The organism is Bacteroides sp. HPS0048 (assembly GCF_964240755.1).
Taxonomy (GTDB): Bacteria; Bacteroidota; Bacteroidia; order Bacteroidales; family Bacteroidaceae; genus Bacteroides; species Bacteroides nordii.
The window spans coordinates 76,432-93,344 of record NZ_CAXSVC010000017.1 but is presented as its reverse complement, the minus strand read 5'-3'; the positions used below and the strand labels follow the sequence as shown (position 1 = coordinate 93,344).

Sequence of the window (16,913 nt, the reverse complement as noted above, 5' to 3'; positions counted from 1 at the left end):
AATTAATGACTTGATAAATTTGCGGTATGGAGATGTGAAGTTTATCTCTCATTCCGGTTGTGCAAATAAAATGTATTTGGTTTGAACCAGGCTGCACTCTGTGTATTGGTGAATGCTACAATAGTGTATTCGGACAAAAATGCCCCCTATTACAGACAAAATATGCCAATTTATACAGGGTGCACCCTGGTTTTGTTGTTTTTATTCCAGTGTTTTTACTCCTTTTATTACTCCTGGTTCTGTCTGGTGCATGTCAAAGACGATGATTTCGTTTATACCCTCTTTCAACCAGACTCCCGGACAATACAGACGGTACTGAGGACCCACATTCCAGAAGCGTCCCAGGTTGTGTCCGTTGACATAAACAAGTCCTTTTGTAAAGTCTTTCATGTCGATGTAGCAGTCTCCGGCTTTATCCAGTTGTACAGTGGCTTTGAAGAACATACCCGGACGCACAGTGTCGGTTTGTTTCAGTTTGGATACATACTCTGTAGACATGGGGATATTAAATGCGTCCCAATTCATTAATGTCATTCCGTTCAGAGTGACACGGTCGGTGATACCTTTACGGTCAATCATCTGTGCGGCAAAGTTAATGCGTCCCATACTCTCTACCAGGATATCAAGTACCGGATTTTCTACATTGGATACTGGAAGGTCAATAGAGTGTTGTCCCAGTGTACGGTCAATACTTCCGATGTAGCGTCCGTTCAGAAAGACAGTAGCGTAGTCGTGTACCTCATCTACACGGAGTGTACCGCTCTTGTGACCAATCAGTTTCGTACGATACAATATCATTCCTTCATATTGATTCATCATTTCCATCGGAAGTGGCTGAACAATTGGTTTAGCAGCAGGAAGGTTATCCCAGATACTTGCATATTTCTGTGTCTCTGTTGCAGGGAATGTAATGACTGGGATCGGAGCAGGAATCGGGGCAAGTTTCTTTTTACTGTACTTCTGGGTCAATTCACGTAACGCCATATATTTGGGGGTAGCTTGTCCCATTTCATTGATAGGAGCATCGTAGTCATAGCTGGTCACGTCCGGTTGGTAAATACCGGGTTGGGGGGAGTTGGCTCCTGCCCAAAATCCAAAGTTTGTTCCACCGTGTATCACATAGTAGTTGAACGATTTACCATTATCAAGCAGCCATTTCACATCCGTTGTAATCTTTTCGATAGACGGGTGTTGCCAGTTTTCACGCCAGTGAGTAAGCCATCCGGGATAAAGCTCGGAACAGAATACACTGGCATCGGGATGTACTTTCAGGGCTTCATCGAATTCTGCCTTTGAAGCAGCCGGGTCAAGACCGATGGCTACACCGGGAAGTGTTCCTGCTTCAAGCATATAAGGAGTAGCTCCGTCAGCTGTGTAGAATGGGACTTCAATACCTTTGTCTCTCCAAAGATCATGAATCCACTTCATATATGTACGGTCATTGCCATAGCTTCCATATTCGTTTTCCACCTGTACCATGATGATAGGGCCGCCATTGGTAACTTCGTACTTCTTGATAATAGGGGCTATTGCAGTAGCATAACGCTCCACAGCAGTAGTATACCGTGGGTCCATGCAACGGATTTTTATATCCGGTGTAGACAACAGATAAGCAGGTAATCCACCGAAATCCCATTCACCGCAAACATAAGGTCCGGGACGGAATAAAAGGAACATATCTTCTTCCTGCACAGTCCGGATGAATTTTTCCAGATCCTTATTGCCTGTCTGAAAATCGAATACACCCGGTTCACTTTCATGATAGTTCCACATGATATAGCAAGCTACGGTATTACATCCCATTGCCTTGATCATTTGTATTCGTTGTTTCCAATATTCTGCGGGGATACGTGACGGATGGATCTCGCCGGAGATAATCTGGAACGGTTTATCATCCAGCCAGAATTGATTATCGCCCAGACAGAAAGAATGTGTACCTTTTGTCTGTGCTTGAACCAATGCACCGCCGCCTGTTAATAGAGCCAGTGCCATTAAAAAAGTTAAAAGCTTCTTTTTCATAAAATGATAGTTTATTAATGGTAAGTAATCTTTCGAAATTATATGATATTATTATTGAAACGCAGAAACTCGCAGATTTACGCAAAGCATATCATCGCTCAAATATAGCGCAGCTATTTAATCTGCGAAAATCTGCGATCATTTGCGTTTCAATAAAACGCTGTCATAGTATGAACTAAATTTGAAATATTGCTTAGTTAGATTTTACATTATATCAATTTCCGCATTTCTGCTCTTGATTTATAGTAGTGTATAAACCGGAGCAGAAGGCGGAAAATGAATCCACTTAAAAGTGCGTTTGTTTCATACAGGTTGATTCATAGAGTTGTCAGAGTAATTCTAATGTTACCGTAGCAGGTTGTCCGCAATGCGCTCCTGCCGGTAGGGGAATCTTTATTTCATAGATATTCTTAGACTGTTTGCTGACTCCTTCACCTCTGACGGGCACAGAGGTATATACAGTCAGGCTGTTCAGATCCTTTTTCATCAAAGCATCTGTTACTGTGAGAATGAGTTTTCCATCCTTTTTCTCTGCAAACAGGGCTGCGGGCGAAGATACCTTGAATGTTCCGAATTTACCTTTTGCTGTAACGGAGGTATCAAAATAAACGGCTCCTAACTTTGTTCCTTTTGGGTTTTCGGCTGCTTGCAGATGGGTGTTGTTAGCCAGTATGGCAGGTATCTTTTGGGGGAATTCGCCTTTACAATCTACTACATAAGCATAGGTAGCATCTTTTATTTCCCGTCCGTGTACGATTTCCATCTGGAATACCGGTACTGTTGTTTCCGGTTCTGTGTTGGCTTTGCAAAGTTTTTGCCAATTGGTAGCACGTTCTTCGCGGTTCCATTTCATTTCACCTGAAGTCTGCTGGGGAATTACTCCGTAGGTGAAACCTCCGTGGCGTATCCAACTGATTTTTCCCTTCTTTACTATTTCAGGAGCAACCGGACTATAAGTCTGTTCAATCGTGGTAGTGATATTCCCTTCTTTCTCCGGAGAGAGGTTGGTGATTCCGGCTCCTAAGGCAAGGAATATATCATCAAACATAAAGTAGCTTTTGTAAGCCCGTACGCCGTATATGTCTTTGTTTACATCTTTGGCTTCCGAGGCATCCGGATCTCCTTTCATCTTCGCATTAATTTTCTGATAGATGAAACCGGTGGCAAAATCTCCTTTACCATCGGTTGCTCCGGCGGCGAAATCATAAGAACTGGTATATCCACTCCAGTTTTCGATTGGGTTTAGTTCTGTAGGCGTTTGTCGTGTAGTGACACCCGGCCAGGCTGTAAGTTTCATGGCTCCGGTGATGTTACGGTACTCACTTCCATCGTGTTGGAAAAGAGTGACTCCATCGGCGCTGTAGAGGTTATAACCTGCTGCACCGGGATAAGCACTCTCCAATCCGTCTACCCGTACAGATCCCATATTGATAAAGAGATAGTAATCATTGGTTTTCTTTATCAGGTCGTCATTGTTATAGAAATAACGGGTACCGTGGTAGTATCCATCGGGTGCCGAAGCCATTTGCACATCCTGGCGGGAGGATTCATCAACAAACTGTTTCAGTTCGTTTACCTCTTCAGGAGTGAGTGACGAATGCCAGTCTGCCAGTAATGTTTTGGCCAGGATATGTGAAGGCACATTGCCCCGGCGGTTATTTTTACGTGTCATGTTTCCTCGGTCTACAAGTGGTGGAATGATACCTTTATGATGATAAAAGGCAGAGCAACGGATGTAGTTGAGTACTACTTCCACATTCTCCCGCGAGAGTTGCTTGGCCCACGGAGATCCTTGCAGGTACTTCAGTATACGGAACGTTCCTTTCAGTCCATCTATAGGATATCCCCAAACGAGACATTGCTTACCGTGCCCCCATCCGGCCCCATCGGCAGTGGTGCCTTCTGTCCAGAAAGCCTCGTCATAAGTGGTTTGTGATACGACAGAGAGCGAACGGATGGCTACTTCGGCGAGTACGTCTATCATAGGAACCGAGCTCATCATGACAGCTGCCTCCAATACCGGACGATAATCGAGTGCATTGCCTCCTACCCACCAGACGTGTTTGCGGAATCTCTCTACGCTTACCACATTTTTGTCTGTCTCATCGTGTCTGTAGGGTTGTGTCCACGATTGAAAACCCACATCAAATAGTTTTTGGTGTGCCAGAAGGGCTGTTGAGTCTTTTACTTCGCCCGTTTCGATTCTGTCCATCAGGTCAAGTAGCGCAAAGTAGATTTTTACGGCTGCCCGTGGAGTGGCAAAGCAGGAAGCATGGAAGCGTCCGGGAGCGTCATTATTACGTTCATTTTCCATTTTACCGTAAAAGGCGATGCCGCGTAAAAGGGTTTGTACCCCGTTATCCTGAGGATCAAGATTCTTCTTCCCGCGATAGGATTCGGCTATAACCTGTAACCGTTCAAAGCAGTCACGGGTCAGGTTATTAATTTGAATGCAGTGAGCCATATTGGTTCCGGCAGCATAATTGTTGCGGATGATTATCTCTTCTTCTGCACGTTTGTCTGTAAAACGGCCTTCTGCGTCAATCAGGGCCAAGGACTCTTGCAGCGTATAAGTGGTTACAGGAGTTCCGTTGATATGTGTTGTAAACTCCTGTCTTAACCGACGGATTGTTTCTGTCTTTTCATTATCTGTTGCGTACAGGTTACTGATACACAGCAGTCCGATTAGTATCAAACAGGTTTGTATGCGTTTCATAGTTTACTGATCTTTTGGCGATAACTCTGATTTTGTGTGACTACATTTACCAAATATACCTTATTATTATCAAGCGGCAAAGTTAGTGAAGCTTTTCCGTTTTCTACGGTGACTTCTGATGTTGTTACCGCACATCCGTTCGTGTCGTAAACCGTTATACGGGCGGGGCCGTTTTCTGTACCGCAAATAATGAGTTGTCCGTTACTGTAGTTAATCATCAGTTTTTCGGTATTCTGGTTGTTAATACCGGTAGGTACGGGGTTGACTGTGATATTGTCGATATAACAAACGTGCTGTTCGTCTTCATACAGCGTGACATTTGAATTATAAGTAGGTAAGATAGCTACTCCCAATACTCCATTTGTGAATTTGCTTATCTGGCTGGAGTACTCTGTTTTATTGAACTTGAACGTATAGGTTATCCACTCTCCTTCAGTAGTAAATTCATAGACAGATTTATATAGGAGTATACCGTCGTCCTGTCTGAAATCATTTGTGGTATTGAACTTAGATAGCAGTTTGATACAGATATCTTGTTTTTCGGCGGGATCTTCAAAGTCGTCCGTATCCTTACCAATCACATTAAGTGGTTGATAGATTGTAAACTCTACTACTTTTAAGTCATCAATGCCAATGGGGGTATCAAACAGGAATTTTAATCCATAATTACGTGCTTCCATGGAAGAGTAGCGTAATACTTTGGCTGAGTTGTTACCCTCAGCAGAAGGTACCGGATTATCTATTACTTCATGCGAATACATCCAGCGTGACTTAGGTTTGTAATCGCCTAACTTTCCTTTATTGCCGAAACGGAAAAAATAAGGAGTTGTTTCGTAGGTTTCAAAGTCTGCCCGGAAGAGTTCTTGTGCGGACATGTTACCGGAGAAAGAGATAGATGCTGCTAACAGCACAGAGGTAATGATCTTGTTTTTCATAATTTAATCAATTTGTGAGGCTGATTTTGTTTTACTACTTACAAAAGTAGGGGATGTTGCGAAAATCAGATGTTGTCTATTGTCCGAAATAGATGATTTTATTGTCCGTTGGACGAAATGGGGATTATATTATCTGAAGTGTCCCTTTGCTTTTGTTCGGAAGAAACTTATTCTTCATGTTCTGTGTATATGACCGTATACGGGCATTTTTATCCGTATTATAGGTTTATATTGTCCGAAAGATAATTCGATACTACTGCTGATACAATACATCAACCTGGGTTTGCAGCATCCTTCCTACATTTGCTCCTGTGATCAGTTGACAACAACTATTCCACATTGGTTACATTAATATAATAGACGATGAAAAAGCACATTTTACTCCTGTTTCTGTTGGTAGGCGGTTCGCTTGCCGTGAAAAGCCAGTCTACGGATAATGTAGATTTGATGTTTCCCAATCTGATGATGACCCGTTATCATTATGATAAGATGAAAGAAGATATTGAGAAGAAAGGTAATAATCCTCCTAAGAGTGCATACATTAAGCAGATGAGAAATCCGGCGGAAAGTATTGTAAACAATGATAGGAAAACTACTACTGCGGTCTCAACTTCCAACAATCCTGCTAATATAGAGATTAAAGATGAGATGAATGCCATCTACCAGCTTTGCGTTGTTTATGTGTTCTCGCAGGAAGAGAAATTCCTCAATAAAGCGGTTGAATATCTGAAAGCCTGGGGAAAAGTAAATGTTGCTGTGTCCAAATCAAATATTCATGAGAGTGTTTATACTCCGGCTGTAGAAGGATATAGTATCATTCGCAATGTGATTTCACAGGAAGACAGAGAAGAGATAGACAGTTGGTTCAGAAAACGTGTCAATGTATTTATTAAAGATAATGATCTGCGGGAAAATAACTGGGGAACTTGTCTTCATCAACAGTTCTATCATTATGGTTTAGCATTGAATGATAAGACGGTGATAGATTACTTTAAGAACAGATATCCTGCCTGGGTGAAAAATAATCTATATCCTAATGGTACTACTACCGATTTGTTAGGACGTGATGCTTTTGCTTACCATGCTTACGACTTACTGTTTTTTGCTGAAATTTGTCATGCAATAGCCTGTTATGAGGGTTATGAAGCGGCCGATGAATTTTATGCACGGGATGTTAATTGGGGAGCTTCAATAAAGAAGAGTGTTGATTTCTGGAAACCATACCTGCTTGATCCGGCTAAGAATCCACATTTAGAATTCGTAGAAACAGAATGGGCGCCCGATAAGCAGCGTAGTGACTATAATAAACCTTATAACCCCGGTGGTACCATGTATGCTGCTGATGAGATTTTTGAAATGGATCATGACCTTATCCGTGCCGTTGAGAAATATCGTGGTGGTAACCCATTTTATACCTGGCGACTGACACTTAGTAACCTGCGCTGGTATTATGGTACTGGAGAACAGTAAAATAGTAGTTAAATGGTAAGTAGTCAAAGTAGTTAAGTAGGATGCTATCTGCTACTTACTACTAACGAAGTGATAACTACTTGACTACTAAAGAAAAAATACATAACGAAAACATTAACCTATATGCGAATTATTGGACTATTACTGCTGAGCTGTTCTCTTTGTATGTCTTGTGTACAAACGGACAAAAAGAAAGCACTCATTGATGACGATTTTTTAGTTGCCGAACAACATTTGAGCAATCAACTCAAAGCGGTTCCCGAACCTACTGTGTATCCGCGTACTACAGGCAAGGATGGAAAGCTGATTGCTACCCCGAAGAATGATTGGACGGAAGGATTCTATCCGGGATGTTTATGGTATATCTATGAACACAACCGCGAGGAGAATTGGAAACAGAGTGCTATCAAATGGACCGAGGCTCTGGAGCCGATGAAAAAGCTGACAAGTCATCATGACATTGGTTTTCTTATCTATTGCAGTTTTGGTAACGCGTATCGGCTTACAGGTAAAGAAGAATATAAGGATGTGATTATAGAAGCTGCCAATTCTCTGACTACCCGTTTCAGTGAGGTGACAGGATGCATCAAGTCATGGAATTATCGGAAAGCCTGGAATGGGAGAGATGAGTGGTTCTATCCGGTGATTATTGATAATATGATGAACTTAGAGTTACTCTATTTTGCTTCTAAAGTGACAGGCGATACAAGGTATGCCAAGATAGCCACTACCCATGCGGAGACAACTGCGAAGAATCAGTTGCGCAAAGATTATAGCAATTATCACGTAGTAGATTATGATACGTTGACAGGAAAGGTTCTTCATCAGGCCACTTGTCAGGGATTCTCCGATAATTCGGCATGGGCACGCGGACAGGCATGGGCTATATATGGTTATACAATGGCTTATCGTGAAACGAAGAATCCGAAATTCCTCGAAATAGCCATACATACGGCAGACTATTGGCTCAATCATCCGAATCTTCCCGAAGACGGGGTTCCTTATTGGGATTTTAATGCCGGACAGGAAGGGTATGTTCCCGATTGGGCCTATGATCCTAACCGCTTTAAAGTAGTTCCCCGTGATGCATCGGCGGCGGCTATTGTTGCTTCTGCTTTTCTGGAACTGGCTACGTATGTACCGAATGAAAAGACATATTACGATGCAGCCGTTAAGATACTTAAATCACTCTCTTCACCGGCTTACCGGGCAGTTCCGGGCACTAACAATAACTTTATCCTGATGCATAGTGTGGGTAGTATCCCTCACAATCAAGAAATTGATGTCCCATTGGTTTATGCCGATTACTACTTTCTGGAAGCTCTGAACCGGTATGAACATTACGACAGTAAGAAGTAGACTTCAATAACATAATTATTAACTTTTTAAATCAATTCGTATGAGAAAATTATTTTACGCAGTAGCATTATTATTTGTAAGTGCAAACATGAATGCACAGTATTTTGTAGACGGATATAATACCAGTTTTGACAGTTGGGTGGACGTCAAAGATTCAGAAGAAAATGTGATAGGTGTAAGACCTGCCGGCTGGGTATCTCCTTCTAATAATAACTGGACTTCGGGTACTAACAAGGTAGAGGTAACCTTTGAAAAAGCAGAGAACCGTAATGGGGAAGCTGACAAGGCTTGTAAGATTATTACTACAGGTATTGTGTCTACCTGGTTTAGCTGGCACGTAGGTGTATCACAGGTGACAAGTGTATATGCGGAAGATTATATTGCTAATCCGTTTTTCATAGATAGAGGTGATGATTTCTATTATACATTCTGGGCAAAAAGCGATGTAGATGGAACAAAAATGCATATTGGTACTGGCCAGTTATATAATCCGTCAAACGGAGGAAACTGGGATAATGTGCCTTATGTGGAGCTTACTACCGAATGGAAACAATATGGTATTTATGTAGAACTTGCCAAATTGGACCTTACTTCCTTTGATATTCAGCTCAGAAGTAACGGTATTCGTTATATTGATGATCTGGAAGTTGGGTATGGTGAAATTCCCGAAGGTGTAGGCATCATCAATATTTCTGCTAAGGATACTTTCAATGTTTACTCTAACGATAATGGTATCTCTTTTGAAGGTGCCGAAGGAATGGTTACCGTATTCAATACTTTGGGCTCGGTAGTTGCTCAGAAAGCAGCAAATGGTGGAACTGATAACATCAACCTTGGTAGCGGACTTTATCTTGTGAAGTTGCAGACAGCCGATGGAGAGGTAACCCGTAAGGTAGTAGTTAAATAGGATTCTCTATAGACACGGTATTAAGATACAACCAGGATAATTGAAAAAGATGTGCATCTTTAATTCCACAATAATAGGCAGTAATATTGCCTTGTTGTGAGGATTAAAGATGCACTATTTTTTTTAGAAATTACTTCTTTGCATGCGGGTAGTCAATTGTATAATGCAGTCCGCGGCTCTCTTTTCGCTCCATCGCCTGACGCATGATGAGATATCCCACGTTAATCATGTTACGCAACTCGCAAATTTCTTTAGATGCTACACTGCGTTTGAATAAGCTTTCTGTTTCCTCATAAAGGATATCCAACCGGTCCCATGCACGTTTCAAGCGAAGGTCACTTCGAACGATACCTACATACGTACTCATAATCTGATTCACCTCTTTCATGCTTTGGGTAATCAATACCATCTCTTCGGGCGAACGGGTACCCTCGTCATTCCATTCCGGGATATCCGGATTATAATCATATTGGTCTACTACTTCCAACGTATGTTTGGCAGCTGCGTCGGCATACACAACGGCTTCGATCAGAGAGTTTGAAGCTAAGCGATTGCCACCATGCAAACCTGTACAAGAGCATTCGCCCACCGCATAAAGCCGTTCGATAGACGACTGGGCGTTGAGATCTACCAGGATACCTCCACAGAGATAATGGGCCGCCGGAGCAACCGGAATATACTCTTTTGTAATGTCAATACCTAAGCTGAGGCATTTCTCATAAATGTTCGGGAAGTGCTTCCGGGTCTCTTCGGGATCTTTGTGAGTGACGTCGAGATAGACATGGTCATCACCCCGGTTTTTCATTTCGTTGTCAATGGCACGTGCTACGATATCGCGCGGAGCCAATGAAAGACGGGGGTCATATTTCTGCATGAACTCTTTACCGTCCATCGTACGGAGTACGGCACCGTAGCCACGCATGGCTTCGGTAATGAGGAAAGAAGGACGGTCGCCCGGATGATAAAGCGCTGTAGGATGAAACTGTACGAACTCCATATCTTTCACCGTTCCCTTGGCACGGTATACCATAGCAATACCGTCTCCGGTAGCTACCAACGGATTGGTAGTTGTCTGGTACACTGCTCCTACCCCACCGGTTGCCATAAGTGTTACCTTTGCCAGGTAGGTATCTACCTTCCCGGTTTTCGGGTCGAGGATATAAGCACCGTAACATTTGATGTCCGGTGTCTGACGTGTGACAGTCACCCCAAGATGATGCTGGGTTAATATCTCAACCGCAAAGTGATTTTCGATTACTGTAATGTTGGGATGGCGTTGTACAGCCTTGATAAGACTGTCCTGAATCTCAGCTCCGGTATTATCTTTGTGATGAAGAATGCGGAATTCCGAATGCCCTCCTTCGCGGTGCAGGTCGAATTCTCCTTCTTCGTTTTTATCGAATTCTACTCCCCAGTTGATAAGTGCTTCGATTTGTGCCGGAGCCTCCCGTACAACTTTTTCTACGGCAGCACGGTCACTGATCCAGTCACCGGCAATCATTGTGTCTTCAATATGCTTATCGAAATTGTCTACCAGGAGATTCGTAACGGAGGCCACTCCCCCCTGTGCAAAATAAGTGTTTGCCTCTTCCAAACCGCTCTTACAGATAAGGGCTACTTTTCCTTTGTGTGCCACTTTCAAAGCAAAGCTCATTCCGGCAATACCGGAACCGATGACGAGGAAATCGAACTTTTTAACCATAATCTAAATGTTTATTACCGCAAAACTACAAAATAACTGTTTTCATTGTACTTTTCGTTGCCATTAATTCATAAAATTGCTAACTTGGCAGCAAAAATCTGACAAAATGAACCGAGTTTTCCATGCCCGCATTGCCTGGTATCAATATTTTCTTCTGGTGGCACTGGGAGCAAACGCGTTTGGCTTCCTGTGGTGTAAGTATATTCTGCTTGCTGCTTTTATGATGCTGTTGCTCATTGTGGTGATCGAACAGGTGATTCATACCACCTATACCGTCACGTCACAGGGTGAACTGATTCTTTCTTACGGACGCTTTACACGTAAGAAGACAATTGCTCTCAAAGATATTATCTCTGTGCAAAAGCATCATTCAATGAAGTTCGGCCGTTTCTCGGTAACCGAATATGTATTGATTGAATACGGTAAAGATAAATTTGTATCGGTGATGCCGGTCAAAGAGCGGGAGTTTATGGAGTGGCTGGAGAAGATAAAAAATAACGGTTAGTGGAACTAATTCGAATCATATGAAATACCAGGTAATTATTATTGGCGGCGGTCCTGCGGGCTACACAGCTGCCGAAACAGCCGGCAAAGCCGGACTGAGTGTTTTGCTTTTTGAAAAGCAGAATTTAGGTGGAGTCTGTCTTAACGAAGGATGTATTCCTACCAAGACTTTGCTCTATTCGGCAAAGACGTATGACGGAGCGAAACATGCTTCCAAATATGCTGTAACCGTGCCGGAGGTCTCTTTTGATTTGTCGAAGATAATTGCCCGTAAGAGTAAAGTAGTACGTAAACTGGTATTGGGAGTGAAAGGTAAACTAACTTCCAACAATGTAACGATTGTGCAGGGCATGGCTCAGATTGTGGATAAGAACACGGTTCGTTGTGGTGAAGAGACTTACGAATGTGAGAATCTGATACTTTGTACCGGTTCTGAAACCTTTATTCCTCCTATCGCAGGCATTGATACGGTGAATTACTGGACGCATCGCGATGCGCTTGATAACAAAGAATTACCTGCTTCACTGGCTATCGTTGGCGGTGGTGTTATCGGAATGGAGTTTGCCTCTTTCTTCAATAGCCTTGGTGTACAGGTGACAGTGATAGAAATGCTGGATGAGATACTAAACGGAATGGATAAAGAACTTTCTGCCTTGCTTCGTGCCGAATATGCGAAACGAGGTATCCGATTCCTCCTGAGCACGAAGGTTATTTCTCTGTCGCAAAATGAAACAGAAGCTGTAGTCTCTTATGAGAATGCCGAAGGCTCCGGTAGTGTGATTGCGGAAAAGCTACTGATGAGTGTAGGCCGTCGCCCTGTCACCAAAGGTTTCGGACTCGAAAATCTGAAACTGGTATTGACGGAACGCGGGAACGTTGCCGTTAATTCTAAAATGCAGACCTCCGAACCGGGTGTATATGTCTGTGGTGACCTTACAGGCTTTTCGCTGCTTGCCCATACGGCGGTTCGCGAAGCAGAAGTAGCCGTACATACCATTCTTGGTAGGGACGATGTGATGAGTTATCGTGCCATCCCCGGTGTAGTATATACCAATCCGGAGATTGCCGGAGTGGGGCATACTGAAGAAAGTCTGTTGGCAAAAGGTATTCCCTATCACATTGTTAAATTACCCATGGCGTATTCAGGCCGTTTTGTTGCTGAAAATGAAGGTGTGAACGGTATGTGCAAACTATTGATCGGTGAGGATAAAACGATCCTGGGTGCCCATGTACTTGGTAATCCTGCTTCCGAAATTATCACCCTTGCTGGCATGGCAGTAGAGTTGAAACTGACTACTACGGAGTGGAAGAAGATTGTATTCCCCCACCCCACAGTAGCCGAAATATTCAGGGAAGCCCTGTGATTAAGAAACTAAACGTATGCAAAGAATTTTCCTATTCCTTATTTTATCCTCCTGCCTTCCGGTTTTATGGGGGCAGGAGGTTCTCTCTTCCCGCATCAACTCATTGTTGAAAACCTTGCCTGAGGGATCTGAAGTCGGTATATCTGTTTATGATCTTACTGATAAGAAGCCGCTTTATACGTATCGGGATACTAAACTTTCACGCCCGGCATCGACTATGAAGCTGCTGACTGCTATTACTGCCCTTTCCCGTTCGGATGCCGACGAGCCGTTTCGTACCGAGGTCTGGTACAATGGAGTCATAGAGCATGATACTTTGCGTGGAGATTTGTATGTAGTAGGAGGTTTTGATCCCGAATTTGATGAACTTAGTATGGATACGTTAGTAGATGCCATCATCACTTCTCCTTTCTCCGTTATTGATGGGAGGATCTATGGAGATATTTCCATGAAAGACTCCCTCTATTGGGGGAGCGGATGGGCATGGGATGATACGCCGGAAGCTTATCAGCCCTATCTTTCTCCGTTGATGTATCACAAAGGAATGGTGACGGTAACAGCTGCTCCGGGTGCAGTTCAGGGAGATACGGCGCGGGTTTCCTGCTATCCGGAGTCCTCTTATTACAGCCTCAGCAATGCAACCCGGACACGTACTCCCTCTGCCGGAAAGTTTACCGTAACCAGGGGATGGCTTGAAAATAAGAACAATATCACGGTCACAGGCAATGTAGAGGTGAGACGCAGTGCAGATATCAATGTGTTCTCTTCACAGGACTTCTTTATGCATGCTTTTCTTGAAAAGCTCCGCAACAAAGGTATTGAGGTACCTCTAAACTATGTCTTTTCTGTTTTTACTCCCGATAGTTCATCCGTTTGCATGGCGCGTTCGGAGTGTTCTGTACAGAAGGTAGTTACCCAGATAATGAAGGAAAGCGATAACCTGAGTGCAGAGGCCCTGCTTTGTCGTCTGGGGGCACAAGCCACCGGGAAGAAGTATGTCTCGGCCAAAGAGGGCATTGCTGAGATAAAGAAGATGATAAAGCAGCTGGGACACAATCCCGACCATTATAAGATAGCCGATGGGTGTGGACTATCCAACTATGACTACCTCTCTCCTGCCCTTTTGGTCGATTTCCTTAAATTTGCCTATTCCCGTACAGATGTGTTTCAGAAACTCTACAAGGCTCTTCCCATTGCCGGAGTAGACGGAACATTGAAGTATAGAATGCAGCAAGGAAAAGCCTGTAAGAATGTTCATGCCAAGACAGGTTCCTATACAGCAATTAACGCCTTAGCAGGCTATCTGAAGGCTGCTAACGGGCATGAAATAGCCTTTGCCATTATGAATCAGAATGTACTTTCGGCGGCCAAAGCAAGAGAGTTTCAGAACAAAGTGTGTGAGGTGCTTTGTGAGTAGGGGATAAAACTCACTCTGCCGTCTGTCTCTGACAAAGGAATGCCTTGTATTTTTACTGTCGGTCTGTCCATCCCTTGTGGGATTACAATTTCCGCTTTTGTCAGTCTTCCATATTTCCACTCAATCGTTACCTGATAGCCGTTCCTTGCCATCAATCCTTCAATTTTGCCTTCCGGCCATTCGGTAGGCAGGGCAGGTAAAAGGTGTATAAAGTCTTCGTGAGATTGTAATAACATCTCAGCAAAAAGCCCTGAGGTGGCCATTGTAGCGTCTACCTGCATATTTCCCGATTGATTGGACATCATGTTTTCGTAACCACTTTCTTTAATCATCCGGTTGAAAGTTCCGATAGCCTGATTGCCATCGTAAAGTCTGGCCCATAAAGCGGTACGCCATGCCATAGACCAGTTGCCTCCCGTGTGAGGCCATCTGTCGCCAAATTTACCTTTACCCCTCATCTCTAAAGATTTCCGGACAGCCTGGGCTAATGCAGGTGTCCGGGTGTATGATATCCTATTTCCCGGATACAAAGCATAAAGGTGGGCAAGGTGGCGATGATGATCGTGTGGGTTGTCCACATCATCTATCCATTCCTGCAATTGTCCATAGCGTCCTATCTTCAAGGGTAGTAGCTTATTTTTAGCAATGAGCAGCTTCTGGCGGAATACAGAATCTGTGTTCAGGCATTCTGCTGCTTTGATTACGTGGCTATATAGATCATATACCATTTCTATATCCTGGTAGGCGGGCACGGTAAAAAGTCTTCCTTCCGTTTGCTCACCGTTTGTGGTAGAATATTCTACCGGAGAACCGTTTTTCATTTCAATGCCGTGTTCTGCTGATACGGAAGGGGCAATAATGAAATGTCCCTGATACTCTACCATGTTTTCCAGCCAGAATTCGGCAGCTTCTTTCATAATAGGATATCCTTTTGTTCTGAGATACTCTTTATCTCCGTTGAAGGCATAATGTTCCCACAGGTGCCTGCAATGCCAGGCAGCTCCTGAAGGATAGAGCCCCCACAGGATATCATCACCGGGAACGGTGTGGCCCCATATATTTCCGGTAGAATGGCTCACCCAGCCTTTCGTTCCGTAATATTCGCGGGCTGTTTGCCGTCCGGGTTCTACCAGACCCTCAATCCATTCCAGATAAGCCTCTTCACATTCCGGTAAATGGGTCGGTCCACATCCCCAATACATCTCCTGGAGATTGATGTTGCTTTGGAAATTTCCGTTCCACGGAGCCTTTTCAAAGGTATTCCATACACCTTGCAGGGTAGAAGGTAGTGTGCCGGGGCGGGAGGCACTTATCAGCAGGTAACGGCTGAGGTTGAACCCTAAAACTTTCAGAGAGGCGTCGTCGGTAAATCCTTTCTGCAATTGTTTCACACGCATATTGGTTGGAAGTTGTTCGGAAGCCGTGTCTCCGGTAAGAGTGAATCTGACCCGATTGTACAAAGTTTGATAATCGGATATATGTGTGTTTTTGACTGTCTCGTAGCCTTTTGTAATGGCTTTTGTTATTACCTTTCCGGTATTTTGTTGCGGGTTCTCTCCTTTATATAGGGGGTATACAGGAGCATATTCAGTGTCGACCGCATAGAATACAGTGGCTTCATTGGCTTTTTCTACTACAATCCGTTGATGGGCTACTTTGACACTTCCGCCTTGCTGAACAATTTTAATACGAATGGTATAGCTTAATCCGTTTTTCCGGATGATTCCATTGAAAGTAAGTCCATTCTCACTTTCTATGACTTCTTCGGGCGGATAGACGAGTGAATGGGAAAGAGAGAAACTGATCTTCCCTGCTTTATCGGCCGTGAAATGAAGTGCCATCAATTTATCAGGATAGCTGCAGAAATACTCACGGTTAAACTGTACACCTCCCTGTGTATATTCAACGAAACCACGGGATGTGGATAGATCGATGCCGCGCAGGTAATTTTGTACGGGTTGTTTGTTTTTGCCAAAGTCAATCCACAGATTACCCACCATTGAAAAATAGCCATAGTTAGTATAATCTCCGGTCATGTAGATACGGGAGAGGGAATCGGCTTCAGCAAACCGGCGCTCTACTATTAACTGCCGGATAGTGGCTATCTTGTCTTTACCTCCTTTGATTATTCCGTAATTAAAATCGGAGGCAGCATGAGGACCTCCTGCCCAGAATGTCTTTTCAGCGATATCCAAACGTTCCTTCTCTACCTCCCCGTAAAAAGAGGCACCCATATAACCATTGCCGATATGTAAAGCCTGTTCGGACCAGCTTTGGGCCGGATAGCGAAACCATACTGTCTCATTGGGGGATAAGCATTCATTAGTTGCATACAGGCGTATTGGTAAGGTGGCAAGAAAAGCCATTATCGGGAGTAGCAGAAGAATTTTGTACCTCATAATATCTGTATTTACTGGAAATCTACCGAAGAAAAAGCGGGTGTGTCAGAAGTTTTTCACCACAGAGTTTCACAGAGTTCCACAGAGTTTATCTTTATTGAAACGCAGATGAACACAGATG

General features: G+C 43.6%; 11 protein-coding genes. 6 read left to right on the top strand and 5 right to left on the bottom strand.

Features of this window, described 5'->3' with window-relative positions:
- Nucleotides 1–201: 201 nt before the first annotated feature.
- The 3 genes from ACESQI_RS14280 to ACESQI_RS14270 all read right to left on the bottom strand — a co-directional run bounded on the left by ACESQI_RS14280 (nucleotide 202) and on the right by ACESQI_RS14270 (nucleotide 5,670).
- Nucleotides 202–2,019 carry a beta-galactosidase family protein gene (locus tag ACESQI_RS14280; RefSeq protein ID WP_373126437.1) on the bottom strand — a complete coding sequence of 606 codons (1,818 nt, stop codon included), beginning with the start codon at nucleotides 2,017–2,019 and terminating at the stop codon, nucleotides 202–204.
- A 328-nt stretch (nucleotides 2,020–2,347) separates the two neighbouring features.
- Nucleotides 2,348–4,735 (bottom strand): polysaccharide lyase family 8 super-sandwich domain-containing protein, encoded by a 2,388-nt coding sequence (locus tag ACESQI_RS14275; protein WP_373126436.1) that lies wholly within the window; start codon nucleotides 4,733–4,735, stop codon nucleotides 2,348–2,350.
- Complete coding sequence (locus tag ACESQI_RS14270; RefSeq protein WP_195450263.1) at nucleotides 4,732–5,670, bottom strand: T9SS type A sorting domain-containing protein; 939 nt, start codon at nucleotides 5,668–5,670, stop codon at nucleotides 4,732–4,734. The genes ACESQI_RS14275 and ACESQI_RS14270 overlap by 4 nt, the downstream gene beginning before the upstream one ends.
- 363 nt (nucleotides 5,671–6,033) lie before the next feature.
- Here ACESQI_RS14270 and ACESQI_RS14265 point away from each other — a divergent pair, with 363 nt between their 5' ends.
- The 3 genes from ACESQI_RS14265 to ACESQI_RS14255 all read left to right on the top strand — a co-directional run bounded on the left by ACESQI_RS14265 (nucleotide 6,034) and on the right by ACESQI_RS14255 (nucleotide 9,406).
- A complete protein-coding gene (locus ACESQI_RS14265) occupies nucleotides 6,034–7,140 on the top strand; it encodes an alginate lyase family protein (protein ID WP_373126434.1) in 1,107 nt (368 codons plus the stop codon).
- Between the two features lie 123 nt (nucleotides 7,141–7,263).
- Entirely contained in the window at nucleotides 7,264–8,499 is a 1,236-nt protein-coding gene (locus tag ACESQI_RS14260; RefSeq protein WP_373126432.1) for a glycoside hydrolase family 88 protein, read from the top strand.
- Between the two features lie 40 nt (nucleotides 8,500–8,539).
- Complete coding sequence (locus ACESQI_RS14255) at nucleotides 8,540–9,406, top strand: T9SS type A sorting domain-containing protein (RefSeq protein WP_373126430.1); 867 nt, start codon at nucleotides 8,540–8,542, stop codon at nucleotides 9,404–9,406.
- 130 nt (nucleotides 9,407–9,536) lie between these two features.
- On the opposite strand, the gene nadB is transcribed toward ACESQI_RS14255, so the two are convergent.
- Nucleotides 9,537–11,108 carry an L-aspartate oxidase gene (gene nadB, locus ACESQI_RS14250; protein ID WP_002558477.1) on the bottom strand — a complete coding sequence of 524 codons (1,572 nt, stop codon included), beginning with the start codon at nucleotides 11,106–11,108 and terminating at the stop codon, nucleotides 9,537–9,539.
- Between the two features lie 106 nt (nucleotides 11,109–11,214).
- On the opposite strand from nadB, the gene ACESQI_RS14245 reads away from it, so the two are divergent.
- From ACESQI_RS14245 to dacB, 3 genes are read left to right on the top strand one after another with little or no spacing between them, the layout of a single operon-like run.
- Nucleotides 11,215–11,613 (top strand): PH domain-containing protein, encoded by a 399-nt coding sequence (locus ACESQI_RS14245; RefSeq protein ID WP_373126427.1) that lies wholly within the window; start codon nucleotides 11,215–11,217, stop codon nucleotides 11,611–11,613.
- 19 nt (nucleotides 11,614–11,632) lie between these two features.
- Nucleotides 11,633–12,976: a dihydrolipoyl dehydrogenase gene (gene lpdA, locus ACESQI_RS14240; RefSeq protein ID WP_373126426.1), complete on the top strand. Its 1,344-nt coding sequence runs from the start codon at nucleotides 11,633–11,635 to the stop codon at nucleotides 12,974–12,976.
- A gap of 16 nt (nucleotides 12,977–12,992) precedes the next feature.
- On the top strand, nucleotides 12,993–14,393 hold the full coding sequence (gene dacB, locus ACESQI_RS14235; protein WP_373126424.1) for a D-alanyl-D-alanine carboxypeptidase/D-alanyl-D-alanine-endopeptidase: 1,401 nt from the start codon (nucleotides 12,993–12,995) through the stop codon (nucleotides 14,391–14,393).
- Here dacB and ACESQI_RS14230 read toward each other — a convergent pair.
- Nucleotides 14,360–16,792: a glycoside hydrolase N-terminal domain-containing protein gene (locus ACESQI_RS14230; RefSeq protein ID WP_373126422.1), complete on the bottom strand. Its 2,433-nt coding sequence runs from the start codon at nucleotides 16,790–16,792 to the stop codon at nucleotides 14,360–14,362. The genes dacB and ACESQI_RS14230 overlap by 34 nt on opposite strands.
- Nucleotides 16,793–16,913: the final 121 nt, after the last annotated feature.